Origin of the sequence: Sphaerisporangium perillae (genome assembly GCF_023276435.1) — a bacterium.
In the GTDB taxonomy this organism is placed as follows: Bacteria; Actinomycetota; Actinomycetes; order Streptosporangiales; family Streptosporangiaceae; genus Sphaerisporangium; species Sphaerisporangium perillae.
Genome location: NZ_JALLPO010000012.1, coordinates 197,465 through 212,588, shown reverse-complemented (window position 1 = coordinate 212,588; position 15,124 = coordinate 197,465). Strand labels below are relative to the sequence as shown.

Sequence of the window (15,124 nt, the reverse complement as noted above, 5' to 3'; positions counted from 1 at the left end):
GGACGGACGAACCTCTGGTGTGCCAGTTGTTCTGCCAAGAGCACGGCTGGTTGGCTACGTTCGGGAGGGATAACCGCTGAAAGCATCTAAGCGGGAAGCCCGCCTTGAGATGAGGTCTCCCACCCCGCGAGGGGGTAAGGCTCCCAGTAGACGACTGGGTTGATAGGCCGGAGGTGGAAGCATCGTAAGGTGTGGAGCTGACCGGTACTAATAGGCCGAGGACTTGACCACAAAGCTTCTTGCTCGCGTCCACTATGTAACTCAGAGGCAGCAAACTCTGGCCTTGGCCTGGTTTGTGTGTTTCAAGGGGTTACGGCGGTCATAGCGGAAGGGAAACACCCGGTTACATTCCGAACCCGGAAGTTAAGCTTTCCAGCGCCGATGGTACTGCACCGGGGACGGTGTGGGAGAGTAGGACACCGCCGGACAAAATTTAATGCATCATCAGGGAAGCCATCCACGTTGTGGGTGGCTTTCCTGCGTTCCAGGGCCGGTTCGTTCCAGGGCCACGTTCGACCCGTGCTGCTCAGGACACCTTCGACCTGACCACGCCCTGCCGGGGAAAGGCCGGGGTTCGTCAGACTTCGACCCCTGCCCCTGCCGGGAAGGGGCAGGGGTTCGTCAGACGTGGAGGTCGCCGGACCAGATGGTGATGGCGGTGCCGCTGATCTCCACCCGGTCGTCGTCGCCCACCCTGGTGTGCACGATTCCGCCGCGCTGGGACACCTGAGCGCCGACGAGTGCGTTCTCGCCGAGCTTCGCCGACCAGTAGGGGCCGAGCATGCAGTGAGCCGACCCGGTCACCGGGTCCTCCGGAACGCCGGCGTTCGGCGCGAAGAACCGGGAGACGTAGTCGACGTCGCCCGAAGGGGCCGACGCACGGGCTGTGACGCAGACGGCACGGGCGTCCAGGGCCGTCAGAGCGTCGATGTCCGGGGCCAGAGTGCGGACGACCTGCTCGGACTCCACCTCGACCAGGATGTCCATGCGCCCCATCCCGACCCAGGTGACGGGCACGCCGAGCGCCTTGACGAGGGCCTCGGGAGGAGAAATCTGGGTCGGCATGTACGCCGGAAAATCCATCGAAATACGGCCGTGATCAAGCTGATTGGTGGTCAGGATTCCACTCTTCGTGGAAAACTCGATCGGCCCTGAGGCGGCTCCGGTCGAATACAGGACGTGGGCCGTCGCGAGGGTGGCGTGACCGCACAATGCCACCTCGACCGCCGGTGTGAACCACCGCAGAGAGCTCGGCCGGCCGCCGTCCTGGGCCAGGAGGAAGGCCGTCTCGGAGTGCCGCATCTCGCTGGCCAGGGCCTGCATCCACTCGTCGGATCTCCCAGAGTCCAGCAGGCAGACCGCCGCCGGGTTACCCTTGAAGGGCTGATCGGTGAACGAATCGACGGTGAAGATACGCATGCTCTCGATCCTATCCACCCCCAGATAACCGGTCGAAACGGCAGCGAAAGCCGGGCAAAATCAAAAGCACATGGGCGTGTCGCGCCGCCTCAGGCGGCACGTCGGTTACGGTCATTTGTGTCGGGGCACGGCGAATGTGGCCGGTTCTCGCGGAAAGGACAGCCGATGGGGGCAGTGCGCAGGGTGGTGAGCTACCTTGGCCTGGGCGATGGGGATCAGTACGACGAGCCCTACGAGTATGACGAGTACGAGGATGAGTGGATGCCCGCGTCGGAACGGGCCGCCAGGCGCTGGGGGTCGGGTGGGGATCCCGCGCGGATCATCATGATCCGTCCGCGGAAGTATTCCGACGCGCTTACCGTTGGGCAGCACTTCAGGGAGGGCCAGGCGGTCATCATGGACGTCGCGGGGATGTCCATGGCCGACGCGACCCGGATGGTCGATTTCGCTGCCGGGTTGACGTATGGCTGCGAGGGACGCATTGAGCGGATCGCCGACAAGGTGTTCCTGCTTGCCCCTGCCGACGTCGAGATCACGACCACCTGACCACCACGGCCCAGGCTCCCCCGCCGGACCGGACGGCGCTCGGCCGCAAGGCCCGGACCACGGCTTCACCGCGTGGTTGACGGGCCGGGCGTCCTTGCCCGCGCGGATCGCCGCGGCCGTGGTGGTCATCCTTCCCGCAGCCGCGGTGGTCCGCAGGGGCAGCGTCCTGCAGGACAACGGGGACGTCGTGCAGGCCGCCAGAGCCCTCCTGAGCGGCCGGTCGCCGTACGCCGACGAGCGCTTCCTCTACCTGCCCAGCAGCGCGGTGGCGGCACTGGCGGAGGCGTGGCTGGACGACCTCACGATCCGGCGGGTCCTGCCCTTCGTCCTGTCGTTGCTGACGCTGGCGGGCTGGTGGCTGGCCCTGCGGGTTGGCGGCACGCGGCTGGACAGCCGGCTGGGGGTCCTCGGGATGGTCGGCATCCCCCTGCTCTTCGGCTACCGCAGCCTGCTGATCCTGGGGAACTGGAGTGCGGTGGCGGTCGTCGCGCTGCCCGCCGTCCTGCTGCTCTGCGCCAGGAATCGCTGGGTGGCCGCCGCGGCGGTCGCAGGGGTGTCGATCGCGCTCAAACCCATGCTGGTTCCGCTCGCCCTGCTGTTCCTGTTCGCCGGGCGGCGGCGGGCGGTGGTCACCCTTGTCGTGGTCCCCGGGGTCCTCGTCCTGCTGTCCCTGCCGTTCACCGCCGAGCCGGGCCGGTTCCTGTCGGAGACGCTGCCGTTCCTGCTGCAGGGGCAGGACGAGTACGCCAGACCGTACGACGCCTCGCTGGCGTCGATCCTTCCCCGGCTCGGGGCCGGGGACGGCGTCACGCTGGCGGCCCGGGCCGTGGTGGCGGTCACCGGGTTCACGCTGGCCTGGTGGCGCTGGCGCCTGCCCGACCCCACTGAGTCGCGGCCGGTGGAGACCGGCTGCATGATCATGATCACGGTGTTCCTGGTGTGCACGCCGGCGTTCGGGCACTATTCGCTGCTCGTCCTGCTGCCGCTCGCGGCCACCGCCGTCGACCCGGGCTCGGTGGCACGCTCCCCGTGGTTCTCCATCGCTCTGGCCCCGCAGGTCCCCGGCATAGAAGTGCCTGGGCTCGCGACCCCACAGACGCGGGCGTTCCTGGTGCTGTTCATGCACGGCGTGCTGGCCGTGCTCCTGGCCTCCCGCACGCTGCGCGCACGCAGAGCGTCGCACGCAGGCTGAGGCTCGTGCACAGGTTCGCGCGCGCCGTACATACTCCGCGCGCGCTGCGGGCTGTCCGCTACGGGAGGCCGCTTCGCGTCCGGCTTCGGGGGTTCGGCTAGGGGCGGGGCTCGGCGACCGCGGGGCCCCGGCGTAGCAGGCGGGTGAGGGCGGTGAGGTTCTCGGCCGCGGTCTCGGCGCGCTCGGCGGCCTCGCGCGCGTAGTCGTGTAACGCCCACACCGCGGCCTCCGCCTGGTCCCGCAGTTGCGCGACCTCGGCCTCGACTCTGCGCGCCTCCGCCTGCTCGCGGACGCTACGGCGCCACAGCAGGTACCCGGCGATCCCGCCGAGGACCAGCCCGGCGACGGCGAACAGCTCGGAGACCGTGAACGCGAGCACCACCGCCACCATGGGCAGCAGCGCCGGCGCGTACGCGAGCCAGCGCCCGGACAGGCGGGCCGCTCCCTCGGCCCGGATCCGCGCCTCCGCGGCGGCCAGCGACGCCTCGTCTGCCCCTTCCGGACGCAGGATGATGTCGTGCCCGAGGATCGGCACGGTGATCTCATCGGGCGGCGATATCCGGGTTCCCTGCACGAGATCCTCGGCGGCGGCCCGTACGACGGGCGCGGCGACATGGAAGGCGATCGCGGCGAGATGCGAGTCGGAGCCGGACTGGACGTCTTCCAGCAGGTGTCCCGTCAGCGAGCACAGCGGGCCGGGCTCTTCGGACCCGATGAGCGATCGCAGCACGGTCAGGGGCTCGGTGTCCGGCCAGGGGCCTGGTAGTTCGGAACGGGGAGTCGCGGCCGGGCGGGTGGAAGTGATCTCGGCGCATCGCTCGAGCAGGCGGGACAGCCGCGCCGCCGCCTGGACGGGCCGTACGAGCTCGGGCACCTCGGCCAGCGCCGGGAGGGCCGTCAGCGCCGGTGATTCCGCCAGCGCCTGCGTCACCACCTCCGACGGCACCACTTCCGACGACGGCACCGCCTCCGACAAGAACGGCACCACTTCCGACGACGACGGCACCGCCTCCGACAAGAACGGCACCACCTCCGACGAGGTCACCGCCTCGGACGACGGCACGGGCTCCGCGGGTGACGGCACGGGCTCCGCGGGTGACGCGGCGGCGGGCGGCGGATCGCCGGGGACCAGGGCGCTCAGCCAGCGGTCGGGTTCGGCGGTGGAGGGCACCGCGGCGGCGTCGAGCTTGCGCAGCACGAAGATCTTGCCGGCCGGTCCGTACGCGCCCCGGGCGGCGGCCATCCACAGGGCACGCTGGCCGGGTGTGACGGGACGGTCGGTGGAGAGATCGCCGAAGGCGGTGCCGAGCCACGAGGCATGGATGCGGTCCCCGTGCCCGCTGACGGCGAGCGACAGGCAGAGGAACAGGGCCGTGTCGGTCTGGTCGAGCTGGGCCGCGCGAGCGAGCGGCTCGAGCGCGTCCTCGCCCGACAGTATGAGCAGGAGCGCCTTGATCGCGGGGGCGAGCCAGTGCCCCTGCGCCTTCAGCAGGTTCGCGGGCGGCGGGAGCACCGTGCCGTCGGCCGCGAGATGGGTGAACAACGCCTCGGCGTACCGCCGCAGCTCCGGCAGATCGTCACCGTGGTCCTGCGGCTCCCCTGACCCTGGAACAGGCCCTCCCTCGTGGTAACGCGCCTGCGTGGACTCCGAGGGAGGCTCCTCCTCGTCGTGATGCGGTAGGTGTGCGGCTTCCGCGGCCCCAGGGACGTCGGGGTTCGCGGTCAGATCCATGCTCAAGGCGGGCAACTCCCCGAAGGCGTGAGGAAGGCCCCCGGAGGCGAGGGTTCGGCGGGCACTCCCATGACCGCGCCCAGGTTAGTTCTTCCGGCGAGCCCGTGCGGTGCGGCACGCCGACGAGGGCGAGGAACTTGATCGGCCCAGAACGAACGCTACATGCGGTCGGGGACGGGGACGCCGAGGAGGTTGAGCCCGGTTTGGAGGATGTTGAGGGTGAGGGCGCACAGGGCCAGGCGGGAGGCGCGGGTGGCGGGGGCCACGTCGTCCCGCAGGACGGGGCACTTCTCGTAGAAGGTGGTGAAGGTGCTCGCGGTCTCGAACAGGTAAGCGCAGACCCGGTGCGGCTCGGCCAGGGCCGCGGCGTTCTCGATCACCGCGCCGAAGCCCAGGAGCTGGAGGGCCAGGGCGCGCTCCGCCGCCTCGCCCAGGATGATCGGGCCGGTGGCCTCCGCGGGCGTGATGCCGCCCTTGCGGAAGATCGAGCGGATCCGAGCCGTGGCGTACTGCATGTACGGCCCGGTGTTCCCGGTGAAGGACAGCATGCGGTCGAAGTCGAAGATGTACTCGCTGTCGTGGCTGACCGACAGGTCGGCGTACTTCACCGCGCCGATGCCGACCGTGCGGGCGATCTCGGACCGGGTCGCCTCGTCGTAGCCCCGCTCGGCGATGGCGGCGGAGGCCCGATCGACGGCCTCGTCGAGGAGGTCCGTGAGCTTGACCGACTCGCCGCTGCGGGTGCGGAACCGGCGGCCGTCGGCGCCCAGCATCATGCCGATCTGGATGTGCTCGGCGGAGACGTCCCCGGTCAGCCAGCCGGCCTGGCGGGCGGCCGCGAAGAGCATCTGGAAGTGGAGCGCCTGGTCGGCGCCTACCACGTACAGGATGCGGTCGGCCTTGACGTCGCGGACCCGGTAGCGGATGGCCGCCAGGTCGGTCGTCGCATAGCCGTACCCGCCGTCGCTCTTGCGGATGATGAGCGGCAGCGGCTTGTCGTCGCTGCCCTTGAAGCCGGGTGGGAAGACGCAGAGCGCGCCCTCGCTCATCACGGCCACTCCGGAGGACTCCAGGTCGGCGCAGGTCTCGGCGAGCATCGGGTTGTACATGCTCTCGCCGGCGATGTCGCTGTCGGTCAGCGTGACGCCCAGCGTGGCGTAGACCTTGTTGAAGTAGCGGATCGTGGCGTCCATGAACAGGTGCCACAGCCGGATCGTCTCGGGGTCCTCCGCCTGCAGGGTCGCCACGCGCCGGCGCGAGCGCTCCTTGAAGTCGGCGTCGGTGTCGAACTTGCCCCGGGCCTCCTGGTAGTACTCGCTGCCTTCGCCGGCTTCGAGCCGGGCGATGGCGTTGGCCTCCCCGATGTCCAGCAGGTGCTCGATGAGCATGCCGAAGGGCGTGCCCCAGTCGCCGAGGTGGTTCTGCCGGACGGCCCGGTTGCCGAGGTGCTCCAGCATGCGCACCAGGGAGTCGCCGACGATGGTGGTGCGGAGGTGCCCGACGTGCATCTCCTTGGCGGCGTTGGGCGCGGAGTAGTCGACGACGACGGTCTGCGGGGGGGTGGTGAGGCCGACTCCGCTGCGCGGGTCTTCCAGCGTCCGCAGGGCCTGGGAGGCGATCCAGGCGTCGTTGAGCGTGATGTTGAGGAAGCCGGGGCCGCTGACCTCGACCTTGGAGAAGACGTCACCGGTATCGAGGGCGTCGGCGATGGCCTGGGCGACCTCCCGCGGGGCCCGTCGCAGCCGCTTGGCCAGGCTCAGTGCCACGTTCGCCTGGTAGTCGGCGAACTGGGAGGGCCGGATCAGCGGGTCGGCGCCTGCGTACTCCTGGCCGAACGCGGTGCCCAGCGCCTGCTGGACCCGCTCGGTGAGCACGAGCTGCGGGTCGGTCATGCCTCAAGGATATCCGCTGATCATCCGCACCCGAGAATGGTTATCCGGCCATACCCCGCAAGGTCCGTTTCACCAGAGGCGATGGGACTTCTGGGTGGCCGCGACGCGTTCGGCGATGTGGGCGACGGTGCCCTGACGGGCGAGGGTGGCGGCGAGGGCGCAGGCCGCGGCGATGCCCTTGGCGGTCGAGGAGCCGTGCGCGATGACGACGGTGCCGTTCAGCCCGAGCAGGACGGCGCCTCCGTACGCCTCGGGGTCGAGCCGCTTGCGCAGGTCGCGCAAGCGGCCGCGCTGGAGCATCGCCGCGAGCCTTGCGACCCGGCCGCCTTCGAGGGCTTCGCGCAGCTCGGTGAAGGCGTATTGGACGGCGCCCTCCATCGTCTTCAGCGCCACGTTGCCGGTGAAGCCGTCGGTGACGATGACGTCGACGACGCCGCTCAGCAGCTGGTGGCCTTCGACGTTCCCGGCGAACTCGAGCCCGGGCGTGGCGGAGAGGAGCTCGTGGGCGCGCTTGGTGAGCTTGTTGCCCTTCTCGGCCTCCCCGCCGATCGTGAGGAGCCCGACGCGCGGCCGTACGAGGTTCAGGGCGGTCTCGGCGTACGCCACGCCGAGGTGCGCGAACTGCACGAGGGTCTCGGGCTTGACGTCGGCGGTCGCGCCGGCGTCCAGGAGCACGGTGGGGTGGGGACGGGTCGGCAGCGGGACGGCGATCGCCGGCCGCAGGACGCCCTGCTGGGCGCGGAGCCTGAGCTTCGCGGTGGCGACCACGCCGGCCGTGGAGCCGGCGGACACGACCGCCGAGACGTCGCCCCGCCGGACGAGGTGGCAGGCGACGGCGATGCTCGAACGGGGCCGGCGCAGGCTGGCGAGCGCGCCCTCCTCCATGGTCAGCGCCTCTTCCGCGCGCACGATGGGGATCTCGCCGGCGGCGCGGTGCTGGGCCAGGGCTTCGGAGAGCGTCCGTGGCGCGCCGACGAGGACGATGGGCACGCCGTGCTCCCGCACGGCCTGTACGGCGCCCGCCACGATCTCGCCAGGGGCGTTGTCGCCTCCCATGGCGTCAAGGGCTATCGGCGGAATGCCGTCCAAGCGGTCACCTCGTGCGGAATGAGTGTGTGTCCCGCATCGTAGGTGGCCGGGTGGGGTGGTGTGCGCGTGAGGGTGCCCCGCCCGCCAGGGGGACGAAACCGGTGATCAGCGCCCCTGCCAGGGCCAGTGCCAGTCGGCGGCTCCGCGCGAGACCACGACCTTGCCGAACATCGCGCGGCCGGTCACCCGGATGAGCGGGCCGTTGGGGTCGCCGCCTTCCTCGCCGCCGGAGACGTGGCGCTTGGAGAACAGCGCGCTGCCCTCGTCGATGACCCGCGCGTTGCCGGGAACGCGCACGATCAGCTTGCCGCAGAACGAGTTGAGCTCAAGGGTGATCTCGCGGCCGGGGAGCACGGCGTCGCTCAGGTCGATGATCAGCGCCCCGAAGGTCGAGCGCAGCTCGGTGTGGCGCCCGGCGACCCACCGGCCGCCGCGGATGACCTTGCTGAAGACCGCCGTGACCTGTTGCTGCTCGGCGCTGAACCCCGGCGAGGGCGTTCTGGCGACGTCGGGCAGGTCGCGGGTGAGGGGGACCAGGTCGCCGATGGTGACGGCCGTGTAGGCGGCCTCCAGCCGGTCGGCGTGCTCGACGCTGGTGAGACGGCCGGTGGCCAGTGCCTCGCCGAGGACGGCGGCGACCCGGTCGCGGTCGGCGTCCGAGGCGCGCTGTGCGGTGTCGCCTGACTCGAATGGCGTAAGTGAGGTCACGCCGCACAGCCTAACCCAACTCAAGATATGTCGCGATATCCGGAAGGTTTTACGGAGGCTTTTCGGTCGTACGGAACCGACTCGCCGGGCTGGCGCGTCCGTAGAGGAAAGCACCAGACGCGCAACACAGGCATCAGGTTTACCTGAGAGCCCAAAGAGAGGAAAAATCTCGAGTGACCCTGACACAGACCGGTACACGAGGGTTCCGGGCCTACACGGCCAAACATCTGGACGACCTGCTGAAGAGGGCCGACTTCGACGCGGAGACGCGGTTGCGCGTCCGGGCGGTGGCGACCGTGCTGCCGTTCAGGACCAACGCCTACGTCGTCGACGAGCTGATCGACTGGTCCGACATCCCCGATGACCCGATTTACCGGCTGGTGTTCCCGCAGGAGGACATGCTTCCCGCCGCTGACGTGTCCCGTATCGCCGATTTACTGCGGGGCGAAGCGACCCCGGGCGAGATCCAGGCGGCCGCGCACGCCGTACGGATGCGGCTCAACCCGCATCCGGCCGGGCAGATGGAGCTGAACATCCCGCGGAAGGGCAGCGAACCGGTGCCCGGCATGCAGCACAAGTATCCGGAGACCGTGCTGTTCTTCCCTAAACAGGGGCAGACCTGTCACGCGTACTGCACCTACTGCTTCCGCTGGGCGCAGTTCGTCGGCGATCCGGACCTGAAGATGGCCTCGGACGACGCCGATGGGCTGGTCCGGTACCTCCTGGAGCATCCCGAGGTCACGAGCGTGCTCTTCACGGGTGGCGACCCGATGATCATGAGCGCGGCGGTGCTCCGGCGGTACGTCGAGCCGCTGCTCGCTCTGGAACAGCTGGAGTCGATCCGCATCGGCACCAAGTCGCTGGCGTACTGGCCGGGGCGTTTCGCGACCGACCCCGACGCGGCCGACACGCTGCGCCTGTTCTCCTCGGTCGTGGAGTCGGGCAAGAACCTCGCCTTCATGGCGCATTTCTCCCATCCGAGGGAGATGGAGTCGGAGCTCGTCGAGACCGCCGTGCGGGCGATCAGGGACACCGGCGCGGTGATCCGCACCCAGGCGCCGCTGATCCGCACCATCAACGACGACGCGGACACCTGGGCGGAGATGTGGCGGACCCAGCACGCGCTCGGCATGGTGCCGTACTACATGTTCGTCGAGCGGGACACCGGGCCGCAGGATTACTTCGCCGTGCCGCTGGCCCGGGCGTACGAGATCTTCCGGGACGCCTACGCGGGCGTGTCCGGGCTGTGCCGCACGGTGCGGGGCCCGTCCATGTCCTCGACACCGGGAAAGGTCTGCGTCGACGGGATCGCCGAGGTGGCCGGCCTGCGGGTCTTCGTGCTGCACCTGATCCAGGCCCGCGATCCCGACCTGGTCGGGCGGCCGTTCTTCGCGCACTACGACCCGGAGGCGGTCTGGCTCAACGGCCTTCGCCCGGCCTTCGCCGACAGCTTCCCGTTCGACCCCGTGGTGCGGAACGGCGAGGCGCTGCCGCTCCGCTGACCGAGCGTGCTGGACAGGCCGGCCGGTGCCCCGGGATGGGGCGCCGGTCGGCCTGTTTTGTTCGAACGGGTGAGCGACGGGACGGGTGGGACTCGGTCGACGAACTCGGGTGTGAGGCGTCGGGCGCCGGCCCTCGGCCTCGGATGTCAGGCGCCCGGAGCGCGCACGTAGGTGCGGCGGGCGATCTGGGCCTGCAAGCGGGCCATCTGCCAGTGCAGCTCGATGAGCTGCTCGGCGAGCAGGCCACGTGGAATGTCCGACGGGTCCTCGGCGGACAGGTTATCGATCGCGTTCGCCAGCTCTCGCACCCCGCACCCCCACTCCATCACGGTATCCCTCAGATCGAATCTTCGTTCGAATCATAGTGGAATCCCGCGGGCAGTGTCAGCAGATTCCGGCCGCGTGTCCGGACTTCTGTACGGTCTAGCCGCCGGCGCATCTCGGGTCTCGCCTGTCGCGCGCCGTCTCATCCGTCCGTCTGCGTGCGCCGTCTCGTCCGTCCGTGCGCCGCCGGCTCTCAGGTGCCGTAGACCGGGGCGATGTAGCCGCGGGCGAGCGTGTTCGCGACGATGTTGAAGCCGACGACGGCCGCCGAGGCGTCACCCCCGTCCACGCCGAGCTTCTCCACGCCGAGGGCGTGCACGGCGAACAGGTAGCGGTGCGGGGTGCCCGGAGGCGGCGCGGCCCCGCCGTACTCGCGCGTGCCGTAGTCGTTGCGGCCGTGGACGGCGCCCTCGGGAAGGCCCTTCTTCTCAGCCGTCCCGGCGCCCTTGGGCAGCTCGGTCACGTCGGCGGGGATGTCGAACAGGAGCCAGTGCCAAAAGCCGCTGCCGGTGGGCGCGTCGGGGTCGTAGCACGTCACGGCGTAGCTTCTGGTGCCCTCGGGCGCGCCCGACCAGCGCAGGTGCGGCGAGAGGTTCTGCCCTGTCATGCCCCAGCCGTTGAACACGTGCTCGTCGGAGAGGCGCCGGCCGTCGCTGACGTCGTCGCTCTCCACGGTCAGGGAGGGGACCTCGGGCAGGTAGTCGTAGGGAATCGGTGGCTGCTTGGCCACGGTGGACCTCCGATGGAAAGGACGTTCTGGACCCTCCCATCTTGCCCCCTGCGTCCCGCCCAGACGATCAGCTGGGCGGGCGTGGTCAGGAGTTGTAGGCGGCGAGCACCGTCTGGGGGTCGCCGTCCATCTTGATCTGGCCCTTGTGCAGCCAGATGACCCGGTTGCAGGTCTCCTCGATCACGTCGAGGTTGTGGGCGACCAGGAAGACGGTGCCGGCCTCGTCGCGCATCTGGTGGATGCGTTCCTGGCTCTTGCGCTTGAAGTCGCGGTCACCGGTGGCCAGTGCCTCGTCGATGAGCAGCACGTTGTGGACCTTGGCCGAGGCGATGGCGAAGCGGAGCCGGGCGCCCATGCCCGAGGAGTACGTCGACATGGGGAACTGGACGAACTCGCCGATGCCGGAGAACTCGACGATCTCGTCGTACCTCTCCTTGACCTGGGTGGGCGACATGCCCATGGCGTAGCAGCCGAGCACGATGTTGCGCTCGCCCGTGAGCTCCTTCATCAGGGCGGCGTTGACGCCGAGCAGTGAAGGCTGGCCGTTGGTGTAGACCGAGCCCTTGTGCGGGGGCAGCAGGCCCGCGATGGCTCTGAGCAGCGTGGACTTGCCCGAGCCGTTGCGGCCGATGATGCCGATGGCGTCACCGTGGCGGGCGACGAAGGAGACGCCCTTGACGGCGTGGACCTCCTTCATCTGCGGCCGGCCCTGGCGGCGGACGATGCGCATCAGGGCGTTGGCGGCGTTGCCCTTCTCGGCGGCGCTGGCCGCCCCGTACACGCGATAGACGATGTGCAGGTCGTCGACGATGACCGTGGGCGCGCCAGGCTCGGGCGCGTCCGCCGGGGCGGCGCCGGCCGCGTCGGGCTGCGGTGCCTGCTCGTGCGGGTGGGCCATCTGGGACAGCTCCTTGGTCAGCTCAGCCACGGCCATACCTCTCCTCGGCCCGCCAGAAGTACCAGAAGCCGCCGATCAGTGCCACCGCGGCCCAGAAACCAGCGTATAGCCAGAGCTGCGGCAGGGTGCTGTGCGGGAATTGGTGCGCCGCGAGGTCTTTGGGGTAGCTGTTGAGGACCAGATGTCGCATCAGGTCGATGAAGACCGATGGAGGGTTGAACTCCAGCAGGAAGCGCGCCCATTCCGGCTGGTCCTTCATGCGCGCGGGGATGCTGTAGAAGACGCCCGAGGTGTAGAGCCAGGTGCGCAGGATGAACGGCAGCAACTGGTTCATGTCGCGGACGAACGCTCCTACGCGTGCGAGGAGCAGGCTGAGCCCGACGTTGAAGATGGTCTGCAGCAGCAGCGCGAAGGGGATCAGCAGCCACAGCCAGGTGAGCGACTCGCCCGTGACGAGCACGATCACGAACAGCACGCCCATCGAGATGGCGAGCTGCTGGAACTCCTGGATGGTGTACGCCAGGGGCAGCGCGGCCCGTGGGAAGTGCAGGGCCCGGATCAGCGAGAGGTTCCCGGAGATCGACTTGGCGCCGCCGGTCACCGATCGCTGGGTGTAGCCGTAGACGAACACACCGGTGATCAGGAAGGCGGTGTAGTTCGTGAGGTCCTTCCGCTGTCCCATGATCACGCCGAACATGAGGTAGTAGACCCCGGCGTTCAGCAGCGGCGTCAGCACCTGCCAGAGCTGGCCGAGCGCCGAGTCGGAGTACTTCGAGACGTTCCGCGACGTGGCGTACGTGAGGACGAAGTGCCGCCTGTCCCACAGTTGGCGTACGTAGACGGGCAGACTGGGACGCGCGATGGCGCGTCGCAACCCGTGGCGCTCGGCGAGCGCGGACAGCGATTCCTTCCCGCTGGGGGAGGAGCCGCCCGCCCGGTCGCCCGCCCGGGAGTCCGCGACAGCGGATTCCGGCTGACTCATGGGATGGACTCTATTGGATACAGGTGAATGAGATGCCTACGGTGCCTCTTGATCGCACATGACCTGAAGACTTCCGGGGGGCGCGGCGGCCCGGTGGCGGCCGGGAGGCCGCATCGTCGCAGCTCGGTACGGGGTCGCGGGCAAACGCCGCACGTGACCGTTGGTGCGATCAGCCCCGGGCCTGTGTACCTTAGTGACGGCTTTGTGCCGGATCAAGGCATTATTGACAGCCTAGTTGGTATGCGTGTGACGTCCGACTGGGGCACGTGTGACCGAACTGCAATGCGCCAGAGACTCGCTGGTGAGAAGTAGTGAGGAATGCTCACGGTCGACTGGCAGGGCGTCAACTGATTTGACCATGTCCGCGTACTCCAGGGTGGATCCCCTAGGAGACGCCCCGACATGAGCGGCTCAGTCCCTACGCCCACCTTAGAGGGAGGATTAATCCACGATGCGTGTGACCAAGGGCGCACAGATCGTCGCCGGAACCGCGCTGCTCGCGCTCGCGGTCGCGGCGTGCGGCGGCAGCGGCGACACGTCCGGCTCCAGCTCCAGCGCCGCCGGTAACGCCGGGGCGGTCAGGGTCGAGATCGCTGAGCCGCAACACGACCTCATCCCGGGCAACACCACCGAGACCAGTGGCGCCGAGGTGCTGAACGCACTTTTCGTCGGCCTCGTTGACTACGACGCGGACAAGAAACCCTACAACCGCGTTGCCGAGTCCATTGAGTCGCCCGATTCCACCACGTGGACGATCAAGCTCAAGGACGGCTACAAGTGGCACAACGGTGAGCCTGTCGTCGCCCAGAACTTCATTGACTCCTGGAACTACACCGCCAACGGTGCCAACGCCCAGGAGGGCAACTACTTCTTCGGCAGCATCGTCGGCTACGACGAGCTGAACCCGGGCGAGGGCAAGACCCCGACGGCCACCACGCTGAAGGGCCTGAAGGTCGTCGACGACAAGACCTTCACCGTCGAGCTGAAGAACCCGTTCTCCGGCTTCCCGACGATGCTCGGCTACACGGCGTTCTACCCGCTGCCCAAGGCCGCCTTCGAGTCCGAGGGCAAGCTGAAGGCCGACTTCGGTGGCAACCCGATCGGCAACGGCCCCTTCAAGGTCTCCAAGCCGTGGAAGCGCGGCACGGACCAGACCATCTCCACGGTCCGCAACGAGGACTTCAAGGAGGGCAAGGCCAAGGTCGATGCGGTCGACTTCAAGATCTACACCGACCTGAACACCGCCTTCAACGACCTGCGCGCCGGCAACCTGGACATCATGGACCAGCTGCCAGCCGAGGCCATCTCCACCGCCAAGTCGGAGTTCGGCGACCGCTACATCGAGCAGCCGTCGTCCGGCATCGGCTACATCGGCTTCCCGATCAAGAGCGGCGCCGACTACGCCAAGAACGCGGACATCCGCAAGGCGATCTCCATGGCGATCGACCGCAAGACGATCACCGAGACGGTCTTCTCCGGCACCCGCGTGCCGGCCGACGACTTCATCAGCCCGGTCGTCTCCGGCTACCGCCAGGGCGCCTGCGGCGAGGCCTGCACCTACGACCCCGCCAAGGCCAAGGCCCTGTTCGACCAGGCCGGCGGCGCGAAGATGGGCGCCATCGAGATCGGCTACAACGGCGACGGCGGCCACAAGGAGTGGATCGAGGCCGTGGCCAACAACCTGCGCACCAACCTTGGTGCCCAGGTGACGCCGAAGCCGGTCGAGAAGTTCGCCACCATCCTCGACGACCTGGGCAACAAGAAGTGGCCGGGCTCGTTCCGCATGGCCTGGATCATGGACTACCCCTCCCCGGAGAACTACCTGCGTCCGCAGTTCGGTTCCGGCGGTAGCTCGAACTACTCGGGCTACAAGAGCAAGGAGTTCGACGACCTGGTCACCCAGGGCGACGCGGCCAAGACCCTCGACGAGGGCATCAAGTTCTACCAGCAGGCCGATGACCTGGTGCTGAAGGAGCTGCCGTACATTCCGGTGTACTTCTACCAGACGAACGGTGCGTACTCGCAGCACGTCAAGAACGTCAAGATTGACCCGTTCGAGCGGATCGACCTGTTCAACGTAGAGAAGGCCTGACGTCAACCACTCCGGGTG

Annotated in this window: 13 protein-coding genes and 2 rRNA genes; 6 read left to right on the top strand and 9 right to left on the bottom strand. The window is 68.8% G+C overall.

The genetic code is table 11. The annotated features are described in order from the left end of the window. Positions 1–231 (top strand): 23S ribosomal RNA (locus tag MYF83_RS14425); the annotation flags it as partial. Positions 232–311: 80 nt separating this feature from the next. After that, a 5S ribosomal RNA gene (rrf, locus tag MYF83_RS14420) occupies positions 312–428 on the top strand. A 193-nt stretch (positions 429–621) separates the two neighbouring features. On the opposite strand, the gene MYF83_RS14415 is transcribed toward rrf, so the two are convergent. Next, the gene (locus MYF83_RS14415) at positions 622–1,419 is read right to left on the bottom strand and encodes a PhzF family phenazine biosynthesis protein (RefSeq protein ID WP_248960807.1); all 798 of its coding nucleotides are present in this window, start codon (positions 1,417–1,419) and stop codon (positions 622–624) included. Between the two features lie 165 nt (positions 1,420–1,584). Here MYF83_RS14415 and MYF83_RS14410 point away from each other — a divergent pair, with 165 nt between their 5' ends. Continuing rightward, the gene (locus MYF83_RS14410) at positions 1,585–1,965 is read left to right on the top strand and encodes a cell division protein SepF (RefSeq protein WP_248960806.1); all 381 of its coding nucleotides are present in this window, start codon (positions 1,585–1,587) and stop codon (positions 1,963–1,965) included. Between the two features lie 94 nt (positions 1,966–2,059). Further along, positions 2,060–3,157, top strand: a complete 1,098-nt coding sequence (locus MYF83_RS14405) for a glycosyltransferase 87 family protein (protein ID WP_248960805.1) — start codon at positions 2,060–2,062, stop codon at positions 3,155–3,157. 97 nt (positions 3,158–3,254) lie between these two features. Here the strand turns inward: MYF83_RS14405 and MYF83_RS14400 are convergent, their stop codons facing one another. The 4 genes from MYF83_RS14400 to MYF83_RS14385 form a co-directional block, all read right to left on the bottom strand. Further along, positions 3,255–4,889 (bottom strand): hypothetical protein, encoded by a 1,635-nt coding sequence (locus MYF83_RS14400; protein WP_248960816.1) that lies wholly within the window; start codon positions 4,887–4,889, stop codon positions 3,255–3,257. 158 nt (positions 4,890–5,047) lie between these two features. Next, a complete protein-coding gene (gene argS / locus MYF83_RS14395) occupies positions 5,048–6,781 on the bottom strand; it encodes an arginine--tRNA ligase (RefSeq protein WP_248960804.1) in 1,734 nt (577 codons plus the stop codon). Positions 6,782–6,850: 69 nt separating this feature from the next. After that, positions 6,851–7,870, bottom strand: a complete 1,020-nt coding sequence (gene plsX, locus MYF83_RS14390) for a phosphate acyltransferase PlsX (protein WP_279339504.1) — start codon at positions 7,868–7,870, stop codon at positions 6,851–6,853. A gap of 105 nt (positions 7,871–7,975) precedes the next feature. Continuing rightward, positions 7,976–8,578: a DUF1707 SHOCT-like domain-containing protein gene (locus MYF83_RS14385; RefSeq protein WP_248960803.1), complete on the bottom strand. Its 603-nt coding sequence runs from the start codon at positions 8,576–8,578 to the stop codon at positions 7,976–7,978. 173 nt (positions 8,579–8,751) lie between these two features. On the opposite strand from MYF83_RS14385, the gene MYF83_RS14380 reads away from it, so the two are divergent. Continuing rightward, positions 8,752–10,080, top strand: coding sequence for a KamA family radical SAM protein (locus MYF83_RS14380; protein WP_248960802.1), 1,329 nt, complete (start codon positions 8,752–8,754; stop codon positions 10,078–10,080). A 146-nt stretch (positions 10,081–10,226) separates the two neighbouring features. On the opposite strand, the gene MYF83_RS14375 is transcribed toward MYF83_RS14380, so the two are convergent. From MYF83_RS14375 to MYF83_RS14360, 4 genes are all read right to left on the bottom strand, one after another. Continuing rightward, positions 10,227–10,406, bottom strand: a complete 180-nt coding sequence (locus tag MYF83_RS14375) for a hypothetical protein (RefSeq protein WP_248960801.1) — start codon at positions 10,404–10,406, stop codon at positions 10,227–10,229. 191 nt (positions 10,407–10,597) lie between these two features. Further along, the gene (locus MYF83_RS14370; RefSeq protein ID WP_248960800.1) at positions 10,598–11,134 is read right to left on the bottom strand and encodes a YbhB/YbcL family Raf kinase inhibitor-like protein; all 537 of its coding nucleotides are present in this window, start codon (positions 11,132–11,134) and stop codon (positions 10,598–10,600) included. 85 nt (positions 11,135–11,219) lie between these two features. After that, the gene (locus MYF83_RS14365) at positions 11,220–12,062 is read right to left on the bottom strand and encodes an ABC transporter ATP-binding protein (protein WP_248960799.1); all 843 of its coding nucleotides are present in this window, start codon (positions 12,060–12,062) and stop codon (positions 11,220–11,222) included. After that, positions 12,055–13,014: an ABC transporter permease gene (locus MYF83_RS14360; RefSeq protein ID WP_248960798.1), complete on the bottom strand. Its 960-nt coding sequence runs from the start codon at positions 13,012–13,014 to the stop codon at positions 12,055–12,057. The genes MYF83_RS14365 and MYF83_RS14360 overlap by 8 nt, the downstream gene beginning before the upstream one ends. Positions 13,015–13,465: 451 nt before the next feature. On the opposite strand from MYF83_RS14360, the gene MYF83_RS14355 reads away from it, so the two are divergent. Then, positions 13,466–15,106, top strand: a complete 1,641-nt coding sequence (locus MYF83_RS14355) for a peptide ABC transporter substrate-binding protein (RefSeq protein ID WP_248960797.1) — start codon at positions 13,466–13,468, stop codon at positions 15,104–15,106. Positions 15,107–15,124 lie beyond the last annotated feature (18 nt).